Raw genomic sequence first — 23,006 nt, forward strand, 5'->3', positions numbered from 1 at the left:
TTTAAGTCGTTAATCTTTAGGTAATATACCGTAAGATTGGAACTTCTGAGTCTCTATAATAAAACGATTATAGTACATATTGTCTTCTACTGAATCCTTCACCACACGGTTACTATAAGCACGAACAACAGCAAGTGTCGCCTTATGAAGTTTATCTTTTAGTGTGTTATGGATCTTCGGATCATCACTTTCTTGAACTTGATTTAATAATGAAACAAGCTCTTCTGCTTCAGCTTGAATATCAGGATCAGTAAATTCTGCTGCCGGTAACATATAGTCTAAATCCAGATTAACAGAATCGTTATATTCATCTTCTTGAGTAAACGGCTCTAAATCTTTGTTGTATTCTGCTGAAATATATTTAATAAATTCTGGTTTATCAAAGCATTTATTTTTTATGCCACCATTATTATTTTTATTGCGAGTGCGGATTTCATTAGGAAATGGCTCGCCTAAAGCATAAGTACACTGAAAGATATTACCATCGATTAATGTGGCATTAGTGCTACGCACTGGCAGTTCAAATTCATAACCATTAATAATAACGGGGTAATCGACAGGTTTAAATTGATCTGTTTTTCCTTTTACTGCATAAACTTCTGAAAGGGTGTAATACATAAAATTATCAGGATTTAGTATGCCACCATTATTCTGCTCATAAACCATAAATCGAGCATCATTACCGGCACTATCTTTTAAACTATGCTCACCAGGTGACAGGGTTATATAACCATTCTTACCCGGTTCAACCTGATATTCTTTATCATCGACACTAAAACTAATGACTTTTTCGCTTGGATTACTGTAATAAAACTTATTTTTTTTATTATCTAAATCAAATTGATCACAAGCCGATAAAAATAAAACTGCGCTAGTCAGTAGGCCTATTTTAAAGAAATTTTTCATCGTATCGTTATCCTTATCATAAATATTCTATGCAAATCATTTGCATCCCGAGAAACATTCCTAAAAAACATTTAAAAGTAATTTTACAGAAATGGCAAGGAGTTACAAAAGATAGCACTATTATGCTTAATCAATGAGAGATACATCGACTTTGAAAAATCAAATAAAAACAATTGATAAATAGTAAGAACCAATTTTTGTATAAAAACCAATCTAATTCAACAGTAAATATCTTAAATATGACTCAACGGCTGTGATTTTAATAAGATATTAAGAAAGAAAAAACAACCGATTTATGCCGGTTGTTCTCTTAAAAGACATGCAGGATTAATTAATTGAGTTAACTAAATCATGCCAAGTAGATAAAACTAACGCTTGATCAGGTGGTGAAAGCTCACCTGCTTTTATCGCCTTTTGAATGCTATCTTCTACACGCGCTCTTAACGCTTCTAACTGTGTGTTATTTTCTTGCTCAAGTTCAGCAATAGCCAGTGTAATATGGCCTTGTAAATATCCACCTGCAAATAATTCATCATCAGTGGCATGTTCAACACGGCTATCAATTTTATCTAATAAGTACGCTTCATACTCAGAAAGCATTATTTATCCTCAATATATAATGTTGCTATCTTTTATATTTACCCTGTATTAACAGAGCATAAATACATGTGCTCTAGCAACCTTACTACTTCAGACTCCACCCTATTGGGTAAAACCTTCACAGTGGATAGGCGATAATTATTCTCGCAATCCTTAATTAACTAAAGGATTTTCCTGATAAGGAAACATCTCTTCGGTTAGCTCTGGAGTATTGTAAAACAAATGTAACGCATTAATAAATAGCTGTGCACGAGGTGGCGCGTTTTTATCTCGTAAATAAGCGAGTACTTGTTCTCTAACTTTATTTCTGAACTCATAACGATCAGGCTCAAAGTTACCTTCTAAATTGTCACAACTAACATTGAAAGGATAACCAGCAGCTTGGCAAAATAACCAATCTAATGCTTGAGGTTTGATTTCTACAACTTCAAACTGCCCTTGAGTGGTTTCATCTCGTCCATCAGGACAATACCAGTAACCATAATCAACTTGTTGGCGACGAGCCTCTCCAGCGATACACCAATGTGATATTTCATGTAAGGCACTGGCATAAAAGCCATGAGCAAAAATGATTTGGTGATAAGGTGTCTCTTCATTTGCAGGCAAATAAATCGGCTCATCATCTCCTTTAACTAAACGGGTTTGAAAGCTTTCGCTAAAGCATTGATTAAAGATATCAATTAACTGTTGATAATGATGTGCTGACATTTAAAAACCATCTATTCCTAATTAAAAAGTGCAGAAAACCAAAGTGCAATAGTATCGCCATGATTGTCATGAATGAGTTTGATGCTCATCAAAAAGGAGATAATGACCAGCATAGGTCTTATTAATTTTTGCCCTTTTGTTAATACTAAACCTGCACCTAAGCGAGCACCAATAAATTGCCCACAAAGCATAACTAAACCAATAGTCCAAATAACCTGCCCACCAATAATAAAAAACAGTAAAGAGCCAAAATTAGAGGTGAAGTTGAGCAATTTAGCATGAGCGGTCGCTTTTGAAAGATTATATCCAAGTAACATGACATAACCTAAAGCGAAAAAAGAACCTGTACCCGGTCCAAAAATACCATCATAAAAACCGACACCGCCGCCTAATATTGCCCCAAAAGTATAGTAACCAATGCGTTGTTTACTGTCTTGAGCACCTATTGATGGAGTAATAAGGAAATAGAGACCAATGGCGATGGTAAGAATAGGAAGCGCTTGTTTAAGAATTTCGGGATTAATAAACTGCACTAGCATGGCGCCAGAAACAGCACCAATAAAAGTCATTAAAATTGCAAATCGCTGCGCTTTTAAATCAATAACCTTTCGACGTATAAAATAGAGCGTAGCCGAAAACGAGCCACCTACTGATTGTAATTTATTTGTTGCAAGTGCTTGAACTGGCGGGATCCCCGCAGATAACAAAGCTGGAATGGTGATTAATCCACCGCCACCAGCTATTGAATCAATAAAACCTGCGATTAAAGCAACAAAGAAAAGAAGAAGGTAGATGCCATCTGAAAAGAGCCAATCCATTTATCTATCCGAATTATTAGGAATGAAGGACGCGTTGCTGTGTTTATCTCATTTATTTTAAAAAACCACAGCAACACGATCTGAGCATAATAAAATTAGGCGCTCACACCTTTAAAGCTAACATCAAACTTACAACAGTTTATCGACCACGTTATTGATGTAGAATGATTACCATTGCATTAGTGGAGGTACAACATCACCACATTGACCACGTTGGCGCAATGCATGATCGAGCAAAACAATTGCCGTCATTGCCTCAGCAATAGGGATAGCGCGTATTCCTACACAAGGATCATGACGACCTTTGGTTATCATATCGACTTCTTCACCATCACGATTAATTGTTTTGCCTGCAATAGTAATGCTCGATGTTGGTTTTAAAGCGATATGAGCAACGATTGGCTGACCACTGCTAATCCCACCTAAAATGCCACCTGCATGATTGCTAGTAAAACCGTTCTTAGTGATTTCATCTCTATTTTCAGTGCCTTTTAAGGTTACAACACCAAAACCATCACCAATTTCAATTCCTTTAACAGCATTAATACTCATTAATGCGTGTGCTAAATCTGCATCTAGTCTGTCAAAAACAGGCTCACCAAATCCGGCTGGTACACCTTCTGCAACCACAGTCACTTTTGCACCAATCGAATTGCCTTCTTTTTTAAGCGCACGCATGTATTCATCAAGTGCTTCTAAACGAGAAGGATCTGGGCAGAAAAACGGGTTGGTTTCAACGATAGACCAATCAACAAGATCACAAGTAATCGGGCCTAGTTGAGAAAGATAGCCTTTTACCTCAATACCCATTTTCTCTTTTAGGTATTTTTTAGCTATTGCACCAGCAGCAACACGCATTGCAGTTTCTCGTGCAGAAGAGCGCCCACCGCCACGATAATCACGCAAACCATATTTTTGCTCGTAGGTATAATCAGCATGACCAGGGCGAAAAACATCTTTGATTTCACTGTAATCTTGGGAGCGTTGATCGGTATTTTCAATCAATAAACCAATGCTTGTCCCTGTTGTGACACCATTAAATACACCTGATAAAATACGAACTTGATCAGGTTCACGGCGTTGAGTGGTATAGCGCGATGTTCCGGGTCTACGTCTATCTAAATCAACTTGTAAGTCGGCTTCTGTTAAAGGTAATCCAGGAGGTACGCCATCAACAATGCAACCTAATGCAATACCATGAGACTCACCGAAAGTAGTGACTCTGAATAATTGTCCGATACTGTTTCCTGCCATCCCTTTATTCCTATCTTTTACTGTGTGATGTTATCAATATGTTATTTGTAATAAATAACAATCTACCGTCTCATTGCTGTTACATCAATGTTTATCAGTAGAAAAACACGCTGAATATTCGACGAGTTGTTCACGAGTCAGCATAAAGACACCGAGCCCACCATTTTCAAACTCAAGCCATGTAAATGGAACCTCAGGGAATTGCTCAATTAAATGAACCATACTATTACCCACTTCACACACTAAAATACCTTTTTCACTCAGATATTCAGGCGCTTTTAGCAAAATTTGTCTTGTAATATCAAGACCATCAATACCTGAAGCTAATGCTAATTCAGGTTCAACTTGGTATTCATCAGGTAAATCGCCCATATCTTCTACATCAACATACGGCGGATTTGTCACAATAATATCGTAAGGTGTTGGAACAATTGCATTAAATAAATCTGACTGCATTGGATAAACACGATGCACTAAACCGTGGTTTTCAATATTAAATTCAGCCACTTCCAATGCATCTTCAGAAATATCAACCGCATCAACTTCAGCATCTTCAAATTCATGAGCACAAGCAATAGCAATACAGCCACTTCCGGTGCATAAGTCGAGAATACGTGCTGGCTCTTGCTGAATTAAACCATCAAAATGATTATTGATTAATTCGCCAATAGGAGAGCGAGGAATAAGAACACGTTCATCGACATAAAATTCGTGGCCACAAAACCAAGCGCTATGCGTTAAATAAGGAACTGGGATTTTCTGTTCAATACGGCTTTCGATCAGCGTAATAATTTTCATCTTTTCAGAAGTTGTTAACTTGGTTGATAACAGCGCATCTGGAATATCTAAAGGAAGTGCAATGGTCGGTAATACCAGCTGTAATGCTTCATCCCACGCGTTATCTGTGCCATGACCATAGTAAATATCAGATGAATTAAACTGACTCATAGCCCAACGTAACATATCTAGGATCGTGCTTAGATCAGCAACTGCTTCCTCTTTTAGTGTTATATCCAAAACTGTTGTCCTCTGAAGAAATAGAAAGTCTGTAGTTTGCCATGAAGATCGCGATAAATCAGCGGGAAACCATAAAAAAACATCACTACATTATTATTCTCTTTATCATACCCATATACTTCTTATGGTTTTAAGCTTCAATCAGGTAATCAAAAGCAAAATTTATGATCTATTCATAAACAAAGATTAGCATTTTATACTTTTAATTTAACTTTTATTAGCAAGTAAATGAAATTGGACCATACTTAAAGCATGAAAGAATTAACTGTGTACTAAAATGCGCCTATAGATGTTTTTCATTCAATATGCAGTCGCTTGAAAGCAAATGACTAATTTTAAAGACTATTTAAATATCTTTTTATCGTTTTTTATCGCAATCTGAAGATATAGTAATATTTTATGTTCCACTGAGATCATGAGTAGAGCAACTTATTAACTAGCCTATATTTGCTAACTATGTGACTATTTCGGCAGGGTAAATTCCCTGCTTTTTTTTACGCTAAATTTATGGCCTATACTTTTTTATCTCTGACACTATTTCATGTACTATTGCCTTATAAAGACAGTAACACTATGAAGAATCGTAAAAAATGAATAAAAAATTTTCATTACCTCCTTCTGAAATTGAGTTGTTTCAGGAGATGATAAAAGGTACTAAGAAATTACCTCAAGATAAAATACTTCATTCGCCAAAACGTAAAAAAGTCACACATTACGCGCCTGAACGTCTGCAACAAGAGCAAGTTGATGCCTCTTATTATTTTTCAGATGAATTTCAGCCTAACTTAGCCACAGAAGGCCCAATGCGCTATTTAAGGGAAGGCGCTAATGCTTATGAATTAAAAAAACTACGTCGTGGTGATTATGTACCTGAATTTTTTCTAGATTTGCACGGATTAACACAGTTAATTGCAAAACAAGAGATTGGCGCATTGATTGCTGCATGTAGACGAGAACATGTTTATTGTGCCTGTATTATGCATGGGCATGGCAAACATATTTTAAAGCAGCAAACACCTCTTTGGTTAGCACAACACCCTGATGTAATTGCTTTTCATCAAGCCCCTAAAGAATGGGGAGGTGATGCCGCATTATTAGTACTCGTAGAAAACGACGATATTGCTCGCCGCTAAACCTCAAAAATTCTATTGCATTAACCCTTAAATCACCTATCGGGTGAAATAAGGTGTTAATTAATTATTTACTTAGTTGATTTAAATTTTATTTCAATGTTGAGGGTGACACTTGCCATAACAACTCCCCTGCACCTTTTGATAAATCAAAATCAACACAGGCAATAGTTGATGTTGAAAACATAGGAGCACATACCGCAGGACAGAGTTCAGCGACAACATAACCAACTAAAGGTAAGTGAGAAATAACAAGAATATTTTTATATCCTGTATCGCCCAAGGCGCGTAAATAATGTGCAACATGTGAAGGATTACCTCCTGGGATAAGTCCATCATCTGTTTCTATTTTATTAGGTAGCGCTAAATCTGCTTTTACTGCATCCAAAGTCTGTTGAGCACGTAAATAAGGGCTGACTAAAACATAATCAATTATATGTCCTTGCTTTATCATCCATTCAGCCATTTTTATTGATTCACTTTTTCCACGTTCAGTCAGTGGTCTTAATGCATCGCTAGCAGCATCAAGAGCTGCTTCTCCGTGGCGCATAATAAAAATTTGCATAGTAAATTATTAAACCTATTTTATTTTTGTAATTACTGGCATTTACAGTTTTAAGATACTTAATTTAATTCAGTTTAAATCAATATATCCCCATATAAAAATCTTCAATACCCTAATTGCAATAGCATTATTAATCTTTTTAAGATCATGCCGTTGGTTTACAAATCAACATCATTTTCAGAATTTTATTTTAAAAAATTTCGTTTTTAAATTTATTTTCAAATAACTATTTTGCCATATCTGGCTATCATTAACACTTTCGACCTCTTTTTCCATTAAAAATTCACCAATTATTAATCTGACGCAAAAAGTACAAGAAAAAAGGCGCCTAAGCGCCTCAATCAAAACAAGTGTCACAAAAGGAAAAAGCAATGGTAAAGTGATGACCTTAATCGTAAAAACGTTCATTTCGTTTAGCCATTTCAACTAAACGCTCACAAGGGCGATATTTTTCTCCGTATTTATCGGCAAGTTGATTGAGCTTTTCTGCCACTTTTGTTGTTCCCATACTGTCCATATAACGGAATGGACCACCAAAAAAAGGAGGAAAACCGATACCAAATACAGCACCAATATCACCATCTCGCGGTTGTTTTATAATATTTTCATCTAAACAACGAACGGCCTCATTTAACATTAATAATAAACAGCGCTCCGTAATTTCAGAGGAAGATAATTGGCTTTTAGGTTTAATTTGTAATAACCGATATATAGCAGGATCAGGCTGTTTTTTATTTTTACCTAATGAGAAAGGTAATGCATGTTTTGCATAAAGATAAAAACCTCGTCCATTTTTACGACCTTTTCTATCATCAGCAATAATGGCATCGACAGCCGGAGGAGAAGCAAACCTTTCACCAAATGCATTCACTAGTATTGGTGTTATTTTGGTTCCAATATCAATCCCCACTTCATCCAATAACTGAATAGGTCCTACAGGAAAACCAAACTGAACAAGGGCTTTATCGATATTCTCAATAGGCTCTCCTTGTACTAAGCATGTCAATGCTTCACTGATATAAGGAGCAAGAATACGGTTAACATAGAATCCCGGTTTATCACCAACAACTATTGCAACCTTGCCCTGTTTTTTAGCAAAAGCTACGGTTGTGGCGATGGTTTTTTCATCGGTGTTTTCATGCGGAATGACTTCAACTAAAGGCATTTTTTCTACTGGGCTAAAATAGTGAAGCCCGATCACTTTTTCTGGGTATTTTGCTGTTTCTGCAATTTTATGAATAGGAAGTGAAGAGGTATTTGAAGCAAAAATAATTTTACCTTTTCCTACTTCTTCGATATCTGCAACCATCTTCTGTTTTAAAGCCAGATCTTCAAAAACCGCTTCAACAATAATATTTGATTGATGAAAACCGCTGTAATCCAATGAACCAGAGAGTAGCCCCATTTGACGCTGACGTTCGCGTGCAGATAACCTTTTTTTACTCACTTTGGCTGAAAGCGCTTTCCAACTATAATTAAGCGCCTGAGCAATTCCCTTATCACTGATATCTTTAATTCTTGCTGGTAAATTACCTTTTGTCGCGGTCACAAAGGCAATACCACCGCCCATTAATCCACCACCTAAAATACCGATATGGTGCAAATTATCTGGTTTCTCGGATGATCCAGTTTCATTTTTAAGTGCCGTAGAGGCAAAAAAGAGATGTCTTAATGCCGATGAAACGGGTGTCATCGCTAGTTCACCAAACGCATTAGCCTCTTCTTTAAAACCTGTTTGAATATCTTTCTCAAGGCCTCGTTCAATGACATGAAGAATACGCTCTGCTGCTGGATAGTGACCTTTCGTCTTGGCTAATGTGCGTTTTTTTGCTTGCCCAAACAGTATATTTCTACCTAAAGTCGTATTTGCCCAAAAGCGATCCATTATCGAATGTTTTTTCTGCTCTTTTTTACCCGATAAAATCCATTTAGCTGCAACTTCTAATAGAATATCTTGTGAGACAACATCGTTTACAAGGCCTAATTTTAAGGCTCGTTTCGCATTAATTTGTCTACCCGTTAAGATCATGTCTAACGCAGATGTCACACCAATAAGACGAGGTAAACGTTGAGTTCCGCCAGAGCCCGGTAGTAATCCAAGTTGCACTTCAGGAAGCCCTAAACGTGTTTTATTATTATCAGAACAAATTCGTCCATGACAGGCTAAGGCTAATTCAAGCCCTCCACCAAGGCATGCACCATTGATAGCAGCTACAACAGGCAATGGGTAATTTTCAAGTTGCGTAAAAAGATCCTGCCCTGCTTTTGCTAATGCACTCGCTTCTTCTTTAGTTTTACAACCCGCAATCATGGAGATATCCGCACCCGCAATAAAACTGTCTGTTTTACCTGAAGTGATAATCAATCCTTTTACACCTGAGTGTTGCTGAGCTTGCTTTAAAACATCTTGAAACTGCTGCACAAACTCTGCTTTTAGTGTATTTACTTTTTCACCAATAACATCAATAGTGATAATGCCTACTTTGTCATTACGAACTGAGAATTGAAAAACAGATGATTTTTCTAGTGTTGTTTGTTGTTCCATTATTCCACCTCCAAAATCATCGCTGCACCTAATCCACCAGCCGCACAAGCAGTGGTTAACCCAAACCCTCCACCTCGACGTTTAAGCTCATGTAGTGTCTGTGTGACCATTCTTGCGCCAGTCGCTGCAAATGGATGCCCATAAGCAATAGAACCGCCTAGCACATTAAATTTATCCATATCCACTTCTCCAATCGCCTTGGATAATCCTAGTTGCTCTTTAGCAAAACGCTCACTGGCAAATAGTGTCAAATTGCTTAATGTTTGTGCAGCAAAAGCTTCATGCATATCAATTAACGTTAAATCACTCAATGCAAGACCAGCGCGAGAAAGCGCAAGTGGTGTGGCATATGATGGTCCCAATAGCATATCTTTCCAAACATCTGTCGCTGTAAAAGCATAACTACGCAAATAACCTAAAGGCTGATAACCGAGACTTTTAGCAACAGATTCTTTCATCATTAATACAGCGGCTGCGCCATCGGTTAATGGCGTACTGTTTGCGGCAGTGACACTACCATGACGACGATCAAAGGCAGGTTTGAGTTTGGCATAAGAATCAAGAACTGAATTTTTACGAATATTGTTATCTTGATGAAAACCTTCTTTGTAAGGAGGGAAAAACGCAGTCATGACTTCATCATCTAATTTACCCATTTCCCATGCTTTCGTTGCTAATTGATGAGAACGATGCGCTAATTCATCTTGAGCAACTCTGGAAATATGATAAGTCTTTGCCATTTGCTCAGCGGTATCTCCCATACGCAACCCCGTTGAATATTCAGCAACTGCGGGTGCCACAGGAAGGAGATCACGAAATCGTAATTGGCTTAAATAACTTAATTTCTGACCTAGTGACTTGGCCTTATTAAGGCTTAATAAAACATCTGCAAGCTTTTTACTAACTCCGATAGGCAAAACTGAAGAAGAGTCTGCACCACCAGCAATACCGACAGAAACATGTCCAGCCATCATGCTTTCAGCAACATTAGCAATCGCCTGAAAGCTTGTTGCACATGCTCTTGTTACACTATAAGCATCAGTTTTTACACTTAACCCTGCGCCGAGAACAATTTCTCTGGCAATGTTAGGTGCCTCTGGCATTTGAACCACTTGACCGAAAACAAGTTGATCAATAATTTCGGGAGGAATTTCATTGCGAATCACTAATTCTTGAACCACTGAACGCCCTAATTCAACCGCAGGTATTCCTCGATACGCCGTCGCTTGTTTAGCAAAAGGTAAGCGTAGCCCGCTGACAATGGCGATGCGATCTTTCATAGCACTGTTCGTTGATGACTTCATAACGGCTCCTGACAAAATGATTTCCTAACACCAAAGAGGTCTGACCTGATAATAGTGTTAACAAAAATTTCACCTTTCAGAAACGTCATTTTACGAGAAGTGGGAGTTAGCGCTCAATATTTCGATGAAATGTCTGAAACTTAACAATAATGATAGAAAAGAGAATGGAGTGATCGAGAGATATAAAAAAAGGCTGTCGAATTTCAACAGCCTTAAATCTATTAATTTCAGAGGATTAACGTAATCCTAACTGGAAAATTAGGTTTTCTGCTTCACAAGAAAATGTAAAATCAGCGGTAAGTTGAACACCACCATCAACATCAGCAAATTGTTGATTGATTTTGCAAGGCTCTGAAGCGATAGATTGTGCTTTTGCACTAAGTTGATCTAACATTGCTTGCGCTTGTACTTTATCAGCGAAGACATGCTGATATGACGCTGTGCAATTCTTATTGTCAATAATAGTACCCACATCTACACAACAGCAAGCAGCGGTTTCTTCTGCACTACAACGATTAATTGCGTCTGCCATTTTAGTCTCCCAACGAAAGAAATGTTAATTATCTATCATAATCGCAAAAAAATAAAATAAACTGCTTTAGCTCAAATTTTATTACAATTTTACAAAAATAATTGATTACTCTGTTTATTTAACAATCAAAAACATCTTTATTGGCATATTTTGTGAAAAATATGTTAACCAAATCTCAATTATTGAATCTAAACAGCAATATTTGTAAAACATACTTGCAACATTCGGGATAATCAACTTTATACTTAATCAACTGGTCTGATTTGTCATAACGACAACCGCACCTAAAATCCAGCGCTTCTAATCAGAAGTTACTAACTTAAAAAAATTATGAGGGTTTAGGTCATGAACCGTAAAAACCTGTTTACTCGCACAGCACTAGCTGCCATTGTAGGAGCAATTTCCTCTCAAGCAGGCGCTGCCGGTTTTCAGTTAAATGAATATTCTACTTCAGCACTAGGGCGTGCATTTTCAGGGGAAGGCGTTATCGCCGATGACGCAAGCGTAGGTAGCCGTAACCCAGCGGCACTTACCATGTTTGATCGCCCTGAATTCTCTGTTGGTGCTATCCTTATTAATCCAGGCGTTGATGTTAAAGGTAAATCACCTCTTACTGGTACTGATACCACTGCAAAAGACATCGCACCAAGTGCATTAGTGCCTAATATCCACTTTGTAGCACCAATCAATGATAAATGGGCCATTGGCGCATCAGGTACAACAAACTTTGGTTTAGCAACAGATTTTCCGAACGATTATCCTGCGGGTCTCATCGGTGGTAAAACTGATTTAAAAACCATGAACTTAAATCTAAGCACAGGTTACCGTGTTAATAACCAATTTAGTGTTGGTTTAGGCTTAAATGCCCTTTATGCTGATGCAGAAATTACACGCCATGTTGGTGAAGCGGGTAAAGTTTTAGGTGGTGCTTTATCACAAAAACCGGGCATGGAGCAATTAGGCGGTTATTTATCAAGCCTATCGCCAAGTGACCGCTTTGCTCAATTGAAGGGAGATGCATGGGGTTTTGGCTGGAACGCCGGTTTATTATATGAATTTGATGAAGGTAACCGTATTAGTTTCACCTACCGTTCTAAAGTGAAAGTCAAATTTAAAGACGGTGAATACCAAAATGACTTACGTTCAATTCCACAACTCGAAGGAATGGGAATTGTAGGCACTAACGGTGAAACCATTAAAGGTAAACTTGACCTTAACCTACCTGAAATTTGGGAATTTGCCGCTTATCACCGTGTAGCACCAAAATGGGCGGTACACTATAACTTCGCTTATACAAGCTGGAGTGCTTTCGAAGAGCTAAGAGCAACACGTAAGAGTGATGGTCAACAACTGTTCAAGAAAGAAGAAGGTTTCCGTGATGCATGGCGTGTCGCTTTAGGTACAACCTATTATCACGATGATAACTGGACATTCCGTACTGGTATTGCTTTTGATGACAGCCCTGTTCCTGCTGATAAACGCTCAATCTCTATTCCAGACCAAGACCGTTTCTGGTTAAGTGCAGGGGCAACCTACGCATTTAACAAAGATATGTCTGTTGATGTTGGCTTAGCATATATGCACGGTAAAAAAGTCACAATCAAAGAGAAATTATCTGAAGATTTACCATTACCTGCATATGAGTTTGAATCATCAGGTAAAGCATGGTTATACGGTATGAATTTTAACTACCGCTTCTAATTTTTCACTATGCTTTTTATACAAAAAATGGTCTTTTTTAAGACCATTTTTTTATTTATTCATCAAGCTAACAAAGATAATAAACTAATCGATAGAATCTAAATCATCTTCAATAGCTTTCGCATTAGGATTTTCTTTTACAGTGCCATCAGCTTGAAAGTCGTTACGCTGGAAATAAGCTTCGCGCATCATTAAATATGGATCAGACGAGTTTTGTAAAATCGCATCGGAATCGAGCAATTGTGCCCGTGTTTCAATGCCCTCTAATGCCCACTTACCTGCTGACATCCAAAAAGTTAAATAGCTCAGCATAGGATACGTTAAGTCAGCCCAGTCACCGCCCTCTTCACGGACAGTAAAGCTACCATAGCCCGGTACAACCACATAGGGGCCATAATCCATACCATAATGACCTAACGTGCTACCAAATCGCATTGGGACTTCTTTTTCCATCGTTTCTTTAGACATACCAGCGACATCTATTAAGCCACCCATACCAAAAACGGTATTAATCCAGAAACGACCAAAATGTTTTGCCCCCTTCTCAAAGTCACCACGCAATACGCTGTTTACCATACTTGCCGGCTCTTCTAAGTTACCTAAAAAGTTAGATAAGCCATTTCTTGCTGGTGGTGGCACATAATCACGCCAAACAACCGCAACAGGGCGTAAGATATAGGGGTCTAAAACATAGTAGTTAAAATCAAACATCTGGCGGTTGAACCCTTCCAATGGGTCAGAGCGCCCCTCCCCATTATTAGGGGTACTTGCACATCCTGAAAGTAAGGCGACTGAAAGAGCAACACCGCACAGGCGATACTTCATAATGTTCTCCGCTAATTATCTTATGATGGACAGCATCATAGTTCGCATATTCATAAACTCTACACATAATACTGTCAATGCATGATAAGTGGTACTTTTATTAGGTTTTGATCTTATAAGATAATTCGGTTTTTGTGATTATCTTATTGAGCTGATTTAAAATATTAGTCCAATATTATGGGCTAATATAAAAATCTATGATGTTATTTAATTATATTCTTTTATCACTAATCGCTCTTCTGGATCAGGGTACGAAAAATGCTGTGTAATAAAATCAAACTCTACTTCTGTGGTTTTAAACGGGTTCTCATCTGATTGATTACGTAAAGATAATCGTTTTTTACACTCAGCATTTTCTACTTTCAAAACATGAAATAAATAAGGCATTCCCGTATTATCAGCTAATGATTTTAGCCATTTTCGTTGCTTTGGTGTATTTGCCGGAAAATCCATAATAACGGTATTTCCAGCATTAAGAAGAACTGCAATATGTTCGCTTAATACACCCTTCACTAACTCACTTTTTTCAATATAGTCAGTTACTGTCTTTATTTGATTTGGGTAAAGTCGCGATAACCATTCATCTTCATTGATTAATACCGTTCTGGGTGATTTAGCGAATGATTTTGCTAACGTTGATTTACCAGAAGCAATTTTTCCACAGAAAAAATGTAAACGAGCATCAGAAGATGATTTTAATAAATCAGTTCCATAAGAGTTATCGATAACACAAAGCCATTGGTCATTAATAAGTTTAAAAACATAAGTGGCTTCTCTTACTGTATTAAACTTTCCTTCATTTGGCATATTTGCACTTAAAAGTGTTTGTGCTAAAACAAGTGCACAATCTTCACCAAAAATAGCTTTCACTCTTCCTTGAGAAACTTGTAATGAGTGATTAAAAAATCCAGCAATTGTCATAAATGCTTTTTTTAGTGAAGGCTTACCAGAAACATGCAAATCATCTTTAACCACTAACGTGCCATTTTCAGTATAAAAACTCATTAGATACTCAAAATTTTCGTCAGTAATAGCTTGGTCTGCATTTACAATTAGCTGCGTTAGAGATTGGGTATGTTGATCAACTTCTTCTGAAGTAAACATTTATTGTCCTTATCTTTATCTTTGTACCAGATAAGGAGTTTAAAAATAAAAAAACCCGCTTATCTGGCGGGTTCTTAATACAACCAATCCCCACCACTAAGTGATGGTAATAATAATTGCTGGAGAGGTTGTGATATATGACATAAAAATAAACCTTATAAATAGACTAAATAAAATCTAGCAGTAATTTATTTTTTAAACAAGAATATATTTTTAAAATCAAATCAATAAATTAATTGATGTTTAATTTACCTTTGAATATAAAATTATTTTATTTAACTGTTATAGATAAATAATTATTTGCTCTCATGTTGATAGCAACATGATGTTTTCCCAGATGATTTTTCTTCTTGAATCGGTGGGCAAGTTACTGTTCCATAAGAACAAAACACACAACAATCGCCTTCAAGGGGGTTTAATAGAGTATGACAATACGGGCAAGTGATTTCTGACATCAAGTTAATCTGATTATTTGACATTTTATTTCCACAAAAATTTATAAACATCGTTTTTTTATTTATAATACGCTATTTTCATTTCTTCAATAGCGTATTAAATCAATCATTTATTTATGACTTGCTGATTAAATACTTGCTGTTTTATTGCGGAAATATCAACTTCTTCTAAGTATTGAACAATATTAGGAAAAAAGAGTTCATGATAGCCGTATTCTTTTTTTCTTAATTCAGCGATTGCCTGCTCTTTTGTCCAATTCTCAAAGATTAACCGATACATTGCTATAATAGTTCCTGTGCGATCACTACCATGCCAACAATGCACTAACACAGGATCAGGCGTGCTATTTATTTTACGTAATACCTCAATAACGTCCTTATCAGTAATTCTACCCGCATTCATTTTTACGTGAAAAGTTTCTAGTTGCGTACCTTTTACATCATCACTATCACTATGATATTCACGTAAGTTAATAATCGTCTTGATACCTTGGGCTTCTAACCATTTCATTTCACCGGGTGTTGGTTGTCCTGAACGATAAACTTTTTCTGAAGCTTGATAAAAATTTTCAGGAGGTACGAGGACATCAGTAGGCCTAGAATTACACCCCACCAGCAGAAAAAAATAAGTAATAAATAAAAACTTTAAATATCGAATATCATTAATTGATTTTATATCCATATAAAAACCTAAATTTATTACTGGTTATTGAATGAGGAAGCAAAATAATAGCGATAATAGCGTGGATTGATAAACACTGCTCTAGGAATAATTTCTAAATTTATAAAATAGGTAATAGATAGCGTTCCCTACAGACTTCACAAACAATGGAATTGATATTGATTTATATGTGGAAATTATAGAATTTAAAATATTTTACCCAATCAAGAAAAGTGAAGTTAATTTGTAGATCGAACCTGTGAGAAAGGTGATACTTTTATACCCTCCCTTCATTTTTAATCCCCCTCCTCGCTATACTCTCCAAAAACTAACTGGATCCGATATGAACTTAGCTAATCTAACTCAAGAAGAAAAAGACAAGATTAATGTCGATTTAGCCACAAGTGGTGTCGCATATAGAATGTCTAAACATGCCAGTCGTTGCGTCCGAAGTTGAACAACAACAACAACAACAACAACAACAACTGGCACATTTGAGAACGTACTTTAATGAGAAAATAAAAAATCCATCGAAATGGATTTAAATCTATTTAATTCCGTATTTTTTTTGAGTAACAAATTTAGGCTCTTTCCAATTAGGACCTTTAATTGTTAGCCCCTTCTTATCTTTAGCTAATTTACCTTCCTGTAAAAGCTTACCCATTGTTTTTATAAGTATAGCTTTTTCAACAACTTCAAATTTATATCTCACATAACAACGATCAATGCTTGGGTACGTCGTTTTTGGGGCAAAATATAGAAGCACATCTTCTACGCTTTCGTTTTTATAAATACTTTCAACATCAATCATTATCTTATCTCCTGAGATTTATCATATGCTTCGATAGCCTCTGGTGTATATAAAGGCTGCGTCCGTTCATTGATATTATAATCTTCTAGTGTCTCTGTATGAGTATTATTCCAAACCTCATCAATATTATTCGGAACCTCGCCATCTTTAATACCTAAATTACGATACCGTTCCAATTCTCTAATTTCATGTGTATAAAACCGCTTGTCAATATCAGTAGCTTTTATTTCACCACGCAATATTTTTTCCAGTCGATCAATCATTTCCTTGTTATCAGCTGACTCACCAAAACGCTCTGTGTGTAATTTTACTTTATCAACGCCATCACGATCGATTTTTACATCTTTCCAATCTAAATCTTTAATTGGTCCACCCGCTTTATCTTTATTAAATTCACGGCCACTAGATTTTCCTTTGGTATTTACCTCACCATAAGCACCCAATTTTTTCTCTATATCCTCGACCTTATCCTCAGCAGCTTTTTTCTTTTCTTCTGCTTTTTTTCGTGATTCAAGAATGGGAGCCAGTTTTTTCTTTGCATCTTCGATTTGAGCGTGGGTTTTTAAAATTGAATCACCAAGAAAACTTAAAATTACTACAACTTCAAATAATTTAGCTCCTTTAAATTGATTTTTATATTTTAATGATATAATACTCGCAAAATTTTCTTCTTTATTCAAAATGGCTTTTAATAGCTCAGGATCATCAAATTTGACATCTTTATATTCTTTACCATCCATTTTATAAATAAGAGGATTTTTAACAGGATCGGCTAATGCTAAACCTTCTGGCGTAGCTTTGAGTTTATTAATAACAGCAACTTGAGCATGATATTGTTTATCAATATTAGCTAATCTTTTCTTTGCTTCTTCAAGTTCTAATAATGCGGCTTCTAAAGGATATAGAGTCGACCATTCAGCCCATTCTTTTTCCACTATTTGCTTTTCATTATTTATATCAATAACGTCGATAATAGAGACATAAAGAGCTTCATGCTTTCCACCAAAATCAACAATCGCATGATGAGTCTTTAATTTGGATGAAGGGATATAGTATCCAACGTTAGGCTTGGAATTAATGACTACTTGTTTGTTTTTATCCGCTTTATTTTCAGAAACGCTAATACGCACTGGCTTTGCGCCTGCAATAATAGGAGCGGTATAAACATTTGGTGTGTTTGTTGCTGTTGCTTTTACGATTGGAATACTAATAGCCTGACCCGTTGATACAATGGTTCGTTGCTTTCCAGTATTCTTATCTAAAGCAGACATAACCTGAGTATGTATACTTAATGATGTTTTTTTACCAATGTTGCTAATTTGATTAGTAACAATATCAGCAGGCATGGTTGTAACTTTACGAGCTTTATTTCTATCAAAAATATCTCTGTCTAAAACACCGTATTTTTCCAGCAGAGCCATTTCAGCTTGAGTAGACATAATATTACTACTTGGCCACACTCCTTCGATTGCAATTCCGACACCTGTAACTCTAGCCAGTTTTGGAGCAACAGAAATTGCTTCTAATGTGCTAGCTTTTAACGCTGTCAATGACTTAGAAAAGACACTCTTAATATTAGCGGAAACAAATGGACTTGATCTAAAACTAAGAACACCTTGATAGGTAAGGAAACCTAAAGCAGGGAGGCCAGCTGATGCCATTACTAACTTTTCAGGATATTGGTTTAAATCAATATCAGAGGCATCTTGAATATCTCTTTCTCTTTCGTTTCTGTCTCGATCTTCATTGTCATTATCTGTGTAATTTGAATTATCATCTTCATCATAATCATAGTAATCATGACTACTGACGCCATCGGTTATTTCAATCCGAATATCTCTATCTTCATTATCACTCATATAAATTCCTTTTTATATTTAACAGCACACAATCACTGTATACAAATACAGTGCATTCAATAATAATTGCAAAACAATCGTCTGATTTCGGCTATAGTCGGAATAGTTACGGATACCTTCTTTCACCTTAGATGAGTTAATCCTGAGCAGCCAACCATTTAATTTCTTTAATGCCATACATAAAATATTACGTAATTCTTTATCTATAACGACCATATTCATATGAACAAAGTTGTATTTATTATTGTTTTTATTGATTTTTTTGATTTAATCAACCAACTCATACCAAGATTTTCTACAATCGACTTCATTGCTACATAAACAATACTTTCTACCATCGCAGTAATTATTTATTGTCCATGAAATTGAATGTTTGATGTGTTACCGACACAAATAGATACCACCAGAGCCCTTATACGGTTTATCTTTTGCTTTAAATGATGATGTCTGCTTTACAGTTAACATTTTGGGTAAAATCTCGCTGGAGAAAAAATTTATCCAATAAAGATAGAAGTTTTCCAACGAACTAATAAGAACCACAACGGAAAGGAAATTATTGTGTATATTGAATTTTGTGGGATTTTACGAACAAAGGCGAACTAATGCGAATGGATTCAGAGCGTTCCCTACAGGAATCGAACAATATAAATAACACATTGAATTAAAAAACCATTAAAAAAACATAAAATATACCTACACACAAAACTACACACAAAAAACTCTCTAGAGTTAGTAAACTTATTTTAAAATCACACAATATAATTTACAATTCCTTACAATGAATAAAAAATCAATAATTTTAAGATAATAAACACTTTTTATTTTAATTCACCAATATTGAATAATATTTATCATTATTTGCGATCATATGATTTTTTTTATGCAAAAAAGTGAGTAATTTTAGCTACTTTACCCCTTCTGATTTCTATGCAAAGATTATTTCATCCAACAAGATGCAATAACATTTAAGAAACAACAAAGATATCCAAACTAGTATTAGGAAAACCATAAAATGGTTACAACCACTAAATTTACATTTTTTTACAAAGTAATTTTATTCACAAAGTTTACATAAATACCCGATTATTAATTTAATCCAGTAGTATTCAGTTTTATTCAGTCTTATTCGTGAAATCATCGTTTTCTTTATGCAAGAATAGATGATTTGATTATAGTTTGAGCTACTTTACCCTTAGGTAGTTATATGCAAATATTGTTTTATCCAAAGAGATGCAATAGCGTTTAATAAAATTTAGCAATGTCTGATTTAATTTTTAAAAGTCATAACTTAGCACATGATTTTTTTACATTTATTTACAAACAAATAAATATGCATATTTATTAGCATAAATAAACAACGGTTAACTAAGGTTAACACTATTTGGTTCTATTTAGCTCTATTTGTATCTTTGGCAATTTTTTTATTCGTAAAAAAACTATTTCACGATATTTTTAACGGGTTTACCATTTACTGATTATATGTAAACATCACCTCATTCAATGAGATGTAATAATATTCAACAAAATACAATAACGTCTAATTTTATATCAAGGAAAAGCCATGAGCTTATTATCTGAGGGTAGCCTTCACCCTAAAAAAAGTCGGCTAATAAGGATGCCAGATGTTATTTCACTAACAGGCTTATCTCGTTCTTCTATTTATTTCAAAATGAAGAAGAAAGAATTCCCACCAAAAATACAAATAGGAGAGCGATCTATCGCTTGGCTTGAAGCAGATATATATGAGTGGATTAATGATAAATTAACAAAAGGAAAAAATAATGATAAATGAAATAAAGTTTTATAAAGATGAAAACTTACACGCCATTGAAAATTATAAAGCCATACCATTTAATAAAGATTACAAAGACAATGGCTTTATTATCCGTGTTATTGAGTTATTTAAGTTTGCTCAAATTAAAAAACAATTAACACGACTCCAAGAACTTACAGGATTAACCATAGATAATATTGAACCTTCATTAGAAGAAATTATTGCCCTAATTGAACGCGGAAAGATTATTTCAGAACAAAAAGGCAAGGTGGTTGATGAGTTAACACAAGAATTTTCTGTCGCCCAACAAATGGTTCTAATGGCAGAAGATGGAAAAACTCAAAAACCGTCTAATGTTCCATCATGGCGCGCATGGAGAACTGATTTATTAGCAAGGGAAAGTCGTTGTGAGAGTAATCTTGAAGATGCAAAAGAAAAACTGCTCGAATTCAATAGTATTTTTGGGTTATTGAAAATAATTATGTCTACATTACCTAATGATACGGTAACAAAAATAAACAAAAAATTAATTAGTCTTATTCCAAACGAAGAGTATAAATCTTACAAGTTTGAATCTCGTTTAAGAAAAGCTGAGTATTGGGATTATAAAGAACCATTCAATTATATTGATGTTGAATTTGATAAATTAAAAAAGAACATCTCACATATTATTAATATGTGTACACCTTCTAACGACAGTTATGTATTACGTCAGTGGGAAAATCAACGAAGTGTTGAGTTGTATCAATATTATTACGCTCAGTCAGATTGGAATATAAAAGCTATTTTTAGCGCCAAGGAATATGTGAGTTATATTTTAGCTCAAGAAAAAGAAATAAATCATAAAATGTATTTGATGTCTTAATCTATTATTTAAAAATAAGGAAATTAATTATGTCTATTATTGTACCTCAAGGCGCAAGGGTTTTTCATGAGAATTTTACCCGAGGTGTCAAATATACCCTTTCAGGTCGTTATTTTTCATTATCAGAACCATCAACAAATTTAATACGTGTGGCGTTGATGGATTCTAATTGGTTAATTAAGCAATTAACTGTTGCCGATGTAGATGAAGAAAAAGGGGATACTGTTAATTTAGGGGATAACTCACTGCATACAGGGAGAGAACTGGAAGGACGTTTCTATAAAAATATTGATTTTAATGGTACGCCTTTTACGTTAGAAGAAACAGATACTTGCTGTTCGTTAACATACCAACAATTATCCCTAATTTGTAATAGTGGCAGTGGGGATGATGACCATGTCAATAAAACCATGTCCGACTATATGTCAAAAGCGATTGCTTTAGATATGTTACGCATTGGCTTTAATGGGTACTTTCGTAATTATCCAACTAACCCGCAAAAATTCCCTAAAGGGCAAGATGTCAATATCGGTTGGCATGCAATTGCTAAAGCGACTAATGAAGGCGCTCAAATTATTACTGACAAAATGACATTAGGTAAGGATGGAAAATTTCCTAATTTAGATGCGTTGGTGAATTACCTTATTATGCAAAAAATTCCCGAAGAATACCGCGAAGACCCGCGCTTAGTGGTGCTTGTAGGCGCTGAATTAGCAGGCATGTATCGGACTTCTTTATTTAATGGTTCTAACAGTCCATCCGATTTAAATGCCAGTCAAAAAATGCTTAGTTCTATAGCAGGTCGCCTGGCTATTGTTCCTCCCTTTATGCCTGGGCGACGCATTGTTGTCACCACGCTCGATAATTTGCATATCTACACACAAAAAGGAACCCGTTTATTTAGAGCCGAATTTGTCGGGGAACGTAAAGTCTATGAGCATAGTTATTTACGTCAGGAGGGTTATGGCTTAGGTGATATCAATTTATATGCTGCGGTTGATGAAAGTGCCATTGAGATTGAAGAGGGAGTCTATTCCTTATGAGTGATAACGAAGAGTCACAACTTACTACGGTGTGGCTTTGTATTGCTACATCAGGACAGACGCTTGATGGTCGTTTTATAAAACCTGAATGGCTCTTTGCTATGGCGCAACATTACGATCCTGCCTACTACACAGCATTAATCTGGGAAGAGCATAATCGTAAACTCGATAACTTAGGGGAAGTATTAGCCCTGAAAATAGAACAAACAGACGGTGAAACAAAGCTGTATGCACGTTTAAGACCGAATATCAAACTACTTCAATATAACGCACAAGGACAAAAACTCTTTTGCTCAATTGAAGTGGAAAAAGATTTTCAAGGCAAAGGAATTTACTACTTAGGAGGGCTGGCGGTTACAGATGATCCATCCAGTGTAGGAACAAATCGCCTCGATTTTAGTATTAATCGTACGCACTTTTCACGAAGAAAACGTGAATTAAGTTTAAGTTCACCCACTGCGTTTAATTTAAAGAAAGGATTAACTCAATCTAAAAACCTCTGGTTTTCCGCTATCTCCGCGGGTTAATG

General features: G+C 35.7%; 23 protein-coding genes and 1 pseudogene. 7 read left to right on the forward strand and 17 right to left on the reverse strand.

The window, feature by feature from the left end; genetic code table 11:
• Nucleotides 1–9: 9 nt before the first annotated feature.
• From DK857_RS06995 to prmB, 6 genes are all read right to left on the reverse strand, one after another.
• A complete protein-coding gene (locus DK857_RS06995; RefSeq protein WP_109401850.1) occupies nucleotides 10–906 on the reverse strand; it encodes a cupin domain-containing protein in 897 nt (298 codons plus the stop codon).
• Nucleotides 907–1,233: 327 nt separating this feature from the next.
• On the reverse strand, nucleotides 1,234–1,506 hold the full coding sequence (locus DK857_RS07000) for a YfcL family protein (protein ID WP_109393034.1): 273 nt from the start codon (nucleotides 1,504–1,506) through the stop codon (nucleotides 1,234–1,236).
• A gap of 153 nt (nucleotides 1,507–1,659) precedes the next feature.
• Nucleotides 1,660–2,214, reverse strand: a complete 555-nt coding sequence (locus DK857_RS07005; RefSeq protein WP_109393033.1) for an elongation factor P hydroxylase — start codon at nucleotides 2,212–2,214, stop codon at nucleotides 1,660–1,662.
• A 17-nt stretch (nucleotides 2,215–2,231) separates the two neighbouring features.
• Nucleotides 2,232–3,032, reverse strand: coding sequence for a sulfite exporter TauE/SafE family protein (locus DK857_RS07010; protein WP_109393032.1), 801 nt, complete (start codon nucleotides 3,030–3,032; stop codon nucleotides 2,232–2,234).
• A gap of 168 nt (nucleotides 3,033–3,200) precedes the next feature.
• Nucleotides 3,201–4,286: a chorismate synthase gene (aroC, locus tag DK857_RS07015; RefSeq protein WP_109401851.1), complete on the reverse strand. Its 1,086-nt coding sequence runs from the start codon at nucleotides 4,284–4,286 to the stop codon at nucleotides 3,201–3,203.
• An 84-nt stretch (nucleotides 4,287–4,370) separates the two neighbouring features.
• Entirely contained in the window at nucleotides 4,371–5,303 is a 933-nt protein-coding gene (gene prmB, locus DK857_RS07020; RefSeq protein ID WP_109401852.1) for a 50S ribosomal protein L3 N(5)-glutamine methyltransferase, read from the reverse strand.
• A 590-nt stretch (nucleotides 5,304–5,893) separates the two neighbouring features.
• Here prmB and smrB point away from each other — a divergent pair.
• Nucleotides 5,894–6,436: an endonuclease SmrB gene (gene smrB / locus DK857_RS07025; protein WP_075670570.1), complete on the forward strand. Its 543-nt coding sequence runs from the start codon at nucleotides 5,894–5,896 to the stop codon at nucleotides 6,434–6,436.
• A gap of 88 nt (nucleotides 6,437–6,524) precedes the next feature.
• Here the strand turns inward: smrB and sixA are convergent, their stop codons facing one another.
• The 4 genes from sixA to DK857_RS07050 all read right to left on the reverse strand — a co-directional run bounded on the left by sixA (nucleotide 6,525) and on the right by DK857_RS07050 (nucleotide 11,379).
• Entirely contained in the window at nucleotides 6,525–6,998 is a 474-nt protein-coding gene (gene sixA / locus DK857_RS07030) for a phosphohistidine phosphatase SixA (RefSeq protein WP_075670568.1), read from the reverse strand.
• A gap of 388 nt (nucleotides 6,999–7,386) precedes the next feature.
• Complete coding sequence (fadJ, locus tag DK857_RS07040) at nucleotides 7,387–9,543, reverse strand: fatty acid oxidation complex subunit alpha FadJ (protein WP_109401853.1); 2,157 nt, start codon at nucleotides 9,541–9,543, stop codon at nucleotides 7,387–7,389.
• The gene (gene fadI, locus DK857_RS07045; protein WP_109393026.1) at nucleotides 9,543–10,847 is read right to left on the reverse strand and encodes an acetyl-CoA C-acyltransferase FadI; all 1,305 of its coding nucleotides are present in this window, start codon (nucleotides 10,845–10,847) and stop codon (nucleotides 9,543–9,545) included. The genes fadJ and fadI overlap by 1 nt, the downstream gene beginning before the upstream one ends.
• 235 nt (nucleotides 10,848–11,082) lie before the next feature.
• The gene (locus tag DK857_RS07050; protein WP_006533378.1) at nucleotides 11,083–11,379 is read right to left on the reverse strand and encodes a YfcZ/YiiS family protein; all 297 of its coding nucleotides are present in this window, start codon (nucleotides 11,377–11,379) and stop codon (nucleotides 11,083–11,085) included.
• Nucleotides 11,380–11,724: 345 nt separating this feature from the next.
• On the opposite strand from DK857_RS07050, the gene fadL reads away from it, so the two are divergent.
• The gene (gene fadL / locus DK857_RS07055) at nucleotides 11,725–13,080 is read left to right on the forward strand and encodes a long-chain fatty acid transporter FadL (protein ID WP_109401854.1); all 1,356 of its coding nucleotides are present in this window, start codon (nucleotides 11,725–11,727) and stop codon (nucleotides 13,078–13,080) included.
• A gap of 84 nt (nucleotides 13,081–13,164) precedes the next feature.
• Here fadL and mlaA read toward each other — a convergent pair whose 3' ends face one another.
• The 4 genes from mlaA to DK857_RS07075 form a co-directional block, all read right to left on the reverse strand.
• Nucleotides 13,165–13,905 (reverse strand): phospholipid-binding lipoprotein MlaA, encoded by a 741-nt coding sequence (mlaA, locus tag DK857_RS07060; protein ID WP_075670556.1) that lies wholly within the window; start codon nucleotides 13,903–13,905, stop codon nucleotides 13,165–13,167.
• Nucleotides 13,906–14,112: 207 nt separating this feature from the next.
• Complete coding sequence (locus DK857_RS07065; protein ID WP_227003129.1) at nucleotides 14,113–15,009, reverse strand: AAA family ATPase; 897 nt, start codon at nucleotides 15,007–15,009, stop codon at nucleotides 14,113–14,115.
• Nucleotides 15,010–15,305: 296 nt separating this feature from the next.
• Nucleotides 15,306–15,488, reverse strand: coding sequence for a GDCCVxC domain-containing (seleno)protein (locus DK857_RS07070; RefSeq protein WP_109401855.1), 183 nt, complete (start codon nucleotides 15,486–15,488; stop codon nucleotides 15,306–15,308).
• Nucleotides 15,489–15,570: 82 nt separating this feature from the next.
• Nucleotides 15,571–16,146 (reverse strand): fused DSP-PTPase phosphatase/NAD kinase-like protein, encoded by a 576-nt coding sequence (locus tag DK857_RS07075; protein ID WP_109401856.1) that lies wholly within the window; start codon nucleotides 16,144–16,146, stop codon nucleotides 15,571–15,573.
• A gap of 322 nt (nucleotides 16,147–16,468) precedes the next feature.
• Here DK857_RS07075 and DK857_RS07080 point away from each other — a divergent pair.
• A pseudogene (locus tag DK857_RS07080) lies at nucleotides 16,469–16,670 on the forward strand (DNA polymerase III subunit theta).
• A 2-nt stretch (nucleotides 16,671–16,672) separates the two neighbouring features.
• On the opposite strand, the gene DK857_RS07085 reads toward DK857_RS07080, so the two are convergent.
• From DK857_RS07085 to DK857_RS19565, 3 genes are read right to left on the reverse strand one after another with little or no spacing between them, the layout of a single operon-like run.
• Nucleotides 16,673–16,936: an immunity protein gene (locus DK857_RS07085; RefSeq protein ID WP_075670550.1), complete on the reverse strand. Its 264-nt coding sequence runs from the start codon at nucleotides 16,934–16,936 to the stop codon at nucleotides 16,673–16,675.
• Nucleotides 16,936–18,795 carry a colicin-like bacteriocin tRNase domain-containing protein gene (locus DK857_RS07090; protein ID WP_109401857.1) on the reverse strand — a complete coding sequence of 620 codons (1,860 nt, stop codon included), beginning with the start codon at nucleotides 18,793–18,795 and terminating at the stop codon, nucleotides 16,936–16,938. The genes DK857_RS07085 and DK857_RS07090 overlap by 1 nt, the downstream gene beginning before the upstream one ends.
• An 18-nt stretch (nucleotides 18,796–18,813) precedes the next feature.
• Complete coding sequence (locus DK857_RS19565; protein WP_227003136.1) at nucleotides 18,814–19,062, reverse strand: phage antirepressor N-terminal domain-containing protein; 249 nt, start codon at nucleotides 19,060–19,062, stop codon at nucleotides 18,814–18,816.
• A 1,294-nt stretch (nucleotides 19,063–20,356) separates the two neighbouring features.
• On the opposite strand from DK857_RS19565, the gene DK857_RS07100 reads away from it, so the two are divergent.
• The 4 genes from DK857_RS07100 to DK857_RS07115 are packed head-to-tail and all read left to right on the forward strand — an operon-like array spanning nucleotide 20,357 to nucleotide 23,004.
• Nucleotides 20,357–20,587 carry an AlpA family transcriptional regulator gene (locus DK857_RS07100; protein ID WP_109401859.1) on the forward strand — a complete coding sequence of 77 codons (231 nt, stop codon included), beginning with the start codon at nucleotides 20,357–20,359 and terminating at the stop codon, nucleotides 20,585–20,587.
• Nucleotides 20,577–21,434 carry a hypothetical protein gene (locus DK857_RS07105; RefSeq protein WP_109401860.1) on the forward strand — a complete coding sequence of 286 codons (858 nt, stop codon included), beginning with the start codon at nucleotides 20,577–20,579 and terminating at the stop codon, nucleotides 21,432–21,434. The genes DK857_RS07100 and DK857_RS07105 overlap by 11 nt, the downstream gene beginning before the upstream one ends.
• A gap of 29 nt (nucleotides 21,435–21,463) precedes the next feature.
• The gene (locus tag DK857_RS07110) at nucleotides 21,464–22,477 is read left to right on the forward strand and encodes a P2 family phage major capsid protein (RefSeq protein ID WP_109401861.1); all 1,014 of its coding nucleotides are present in this window, start codon (nucleotides 21,464–21,466) and stop codon (nucleotides 22,475–22,477) included.
• Nucleotides 22,474–23,004 (forward strand): GPO family capsid scaffolding protein, encoded by a 531-nt coding sequence (locus tag DK857_RS07115; RefSeq protein WP_109401862.1) that lies wholly within the window; start codon nucleotides 22,474–22,476, stop codon nucleotides 23,002–23,004. Before DK857_RS07110 ends, DK857_RS07115 begins: the two co-directional genes overlap by 4 nt.
• Nucleotides 23,005–23,006: the final 2 nt, after the last annotated feature.

Source organism: Proteus terrae (assembly GCF_003144325.1).
Classification (GTDB): Bacteria; Pseudomonadota; Gammaproteobacteria; order Enterobacterales; family Enterobacteriaceae; genus Proteus; species Proteus terrae.

What these genes read in the sequence shown, in the direction of transcription:
- DK857_RS06995 (WP_109401850.1), bottom strand. Translation starts at nt 906, where the DNA reads ATGAAAAATTTCTTTAAAATAGGCCTACTGACTAGCGCAGTTTTATTT.
- DK857_RS07000 (WP_109393034.1), bottom strand. Translation starts at nt 1,506, where the DNA reads ATGCTTTCTGAGTATGAAGCGTACTTATTAGATAAAATTGATAGCCGT.
- DK857_RS07005 (WP_109393033.1), bottom strand. Translation starts at nt 2,214, where the DNA reads ATGTCAGCACATCATTATCAACAGTTAATTGATATCTTTAATCAATGC.
- DK857_RS07010 (WP_109393032.1), bottom strand. Translation starts at nt 3,032, where the DNA reads ATGGATTGGCTCTTTTCAGATGGCATCTACCTTCTTCTTTTCTTTGTT.
- aroC (WP_109401851.1), bottom strand. Translation starts at nt 4,286, where the DNA reads ATGGCAGGAAACAGTATCGGACAATTATTCAGAGTCACTACTTTCGGT.
- smrB (WP_075670570.1), top strand. Translation starts at nt 5,894, where the DNA reads ATGAATAAAAAATTTTCATTACCTCCTTCTGAAATTGAGTTGTTTCAG.
- sixA (WP_075670568.1), bottom strand. Translation starts at nt 6,998, where the DNA reads ATGCAAATTTTTATTATGCGCCACGGAGAAGCAGCTCTTGATGCTGCT.
- fadJ (WP_109401853.1), bottom strand. Translation starts at nt 9,543, where the DNA reads ATGGAACAACAAACAACACTAGAAAAATCATCTGTTTTTCAATTCTCA.
- fadI (WP_109393026.1), bottom strand. Translation starts at nt 10,847, where the DNA reads ATGAAGTCATCAACGAACAGTGCTATGAAAGATCGCATCGCCATTGTC.
- DK857_RS07050 (WP_006533378.1), bottom strand. Translation starts at nt 11,379, where the DNA reads ATGGCAGACGCAATTAATCGTTGTAGTGCAGAAGAAACCGCTGCTTGC.
- fadL (WP_109401854.1), top strand. Translation starts at nt 11,725, where the DNA reads ATGAACCGTAAAAACCTGTTTACTCGCACAGCACTAGCTGCCATTGTA.
- mlaA (WP_075670556.1), bottom strand. Translation starts at nt 13,905, where the DNA reads ATGAAGTATCGCCTGTGCGGTGTTGCTCTTTCAGTCGCCTTACTTTCA.
- DK857_RS07065 (WP_227003129.1), bottom strand. Translation starts at nt 15,009, where the DNA reads ATGTTTACTTCAGAAGAAGTTGATCAACATACCCAATCTCTAACGCAG.
- DK857_RS07070 (WP_109401855.1), bottom strand. Translation starts at nt 15,488, where the DNA reads ATGTCAAATAATCAGATTAACTTGATGTCAGAAATCACTTGCCCGTAT.
- DK857_RS07075 (WP_109401856.1), bottom strand. Translation starts at nt 16,146, where the DNA reads ATGGATATAAAATCAATTAATGATATTCGATATTTAAAGTTTTTATTT.
- DK857_RS07085 (WP_075670550.1), bottom strand. Translation starts at nt 16,936, where the DNA reads ATGATTGATGTTGAAAGTATTTATAAAAACGAAAGCGTAGAAGATGTG.
- DK857_RS07090 (WP_109401857.1), bottom strand. Translation starts at nt 18,795, where the DNA reads ATGAGTGATAATGAAGATAGAGATATTCGGATTGAAATAACCGATGGC.
- DK857_RS07100 (WP_109401859.1), top strand. Translation starts at nt 20,357, where the DNA reads ATGAGCTTATTATCTGAGGGTAGCCTTCACCCTAAAAAAAGTCGGCTA.
- DK857_RS07105 (WP_109401860.1), top strand. Translation starts at nt 20,577, where the DNA reads ATGATAAATGAAATAAAGTTTTATAAAGATGAAAACTTACACGCCATT.
- DK857_RS07110 (WP_109401861.1), top strand. Translation starts at nt 21,464, where the DNA reads ATGTCTATTATTGTACCTCAAGGCGCAAGGGTTTTTCATGAGAATTTT.
- DK857_RS07115 (WP_109401862.1), top strand. Translation starts at nt 22,474, where the DNA reads ATGAGTGATAACGAAGAGTCACAACTTACTACGGTGTGGCTTTGTATT.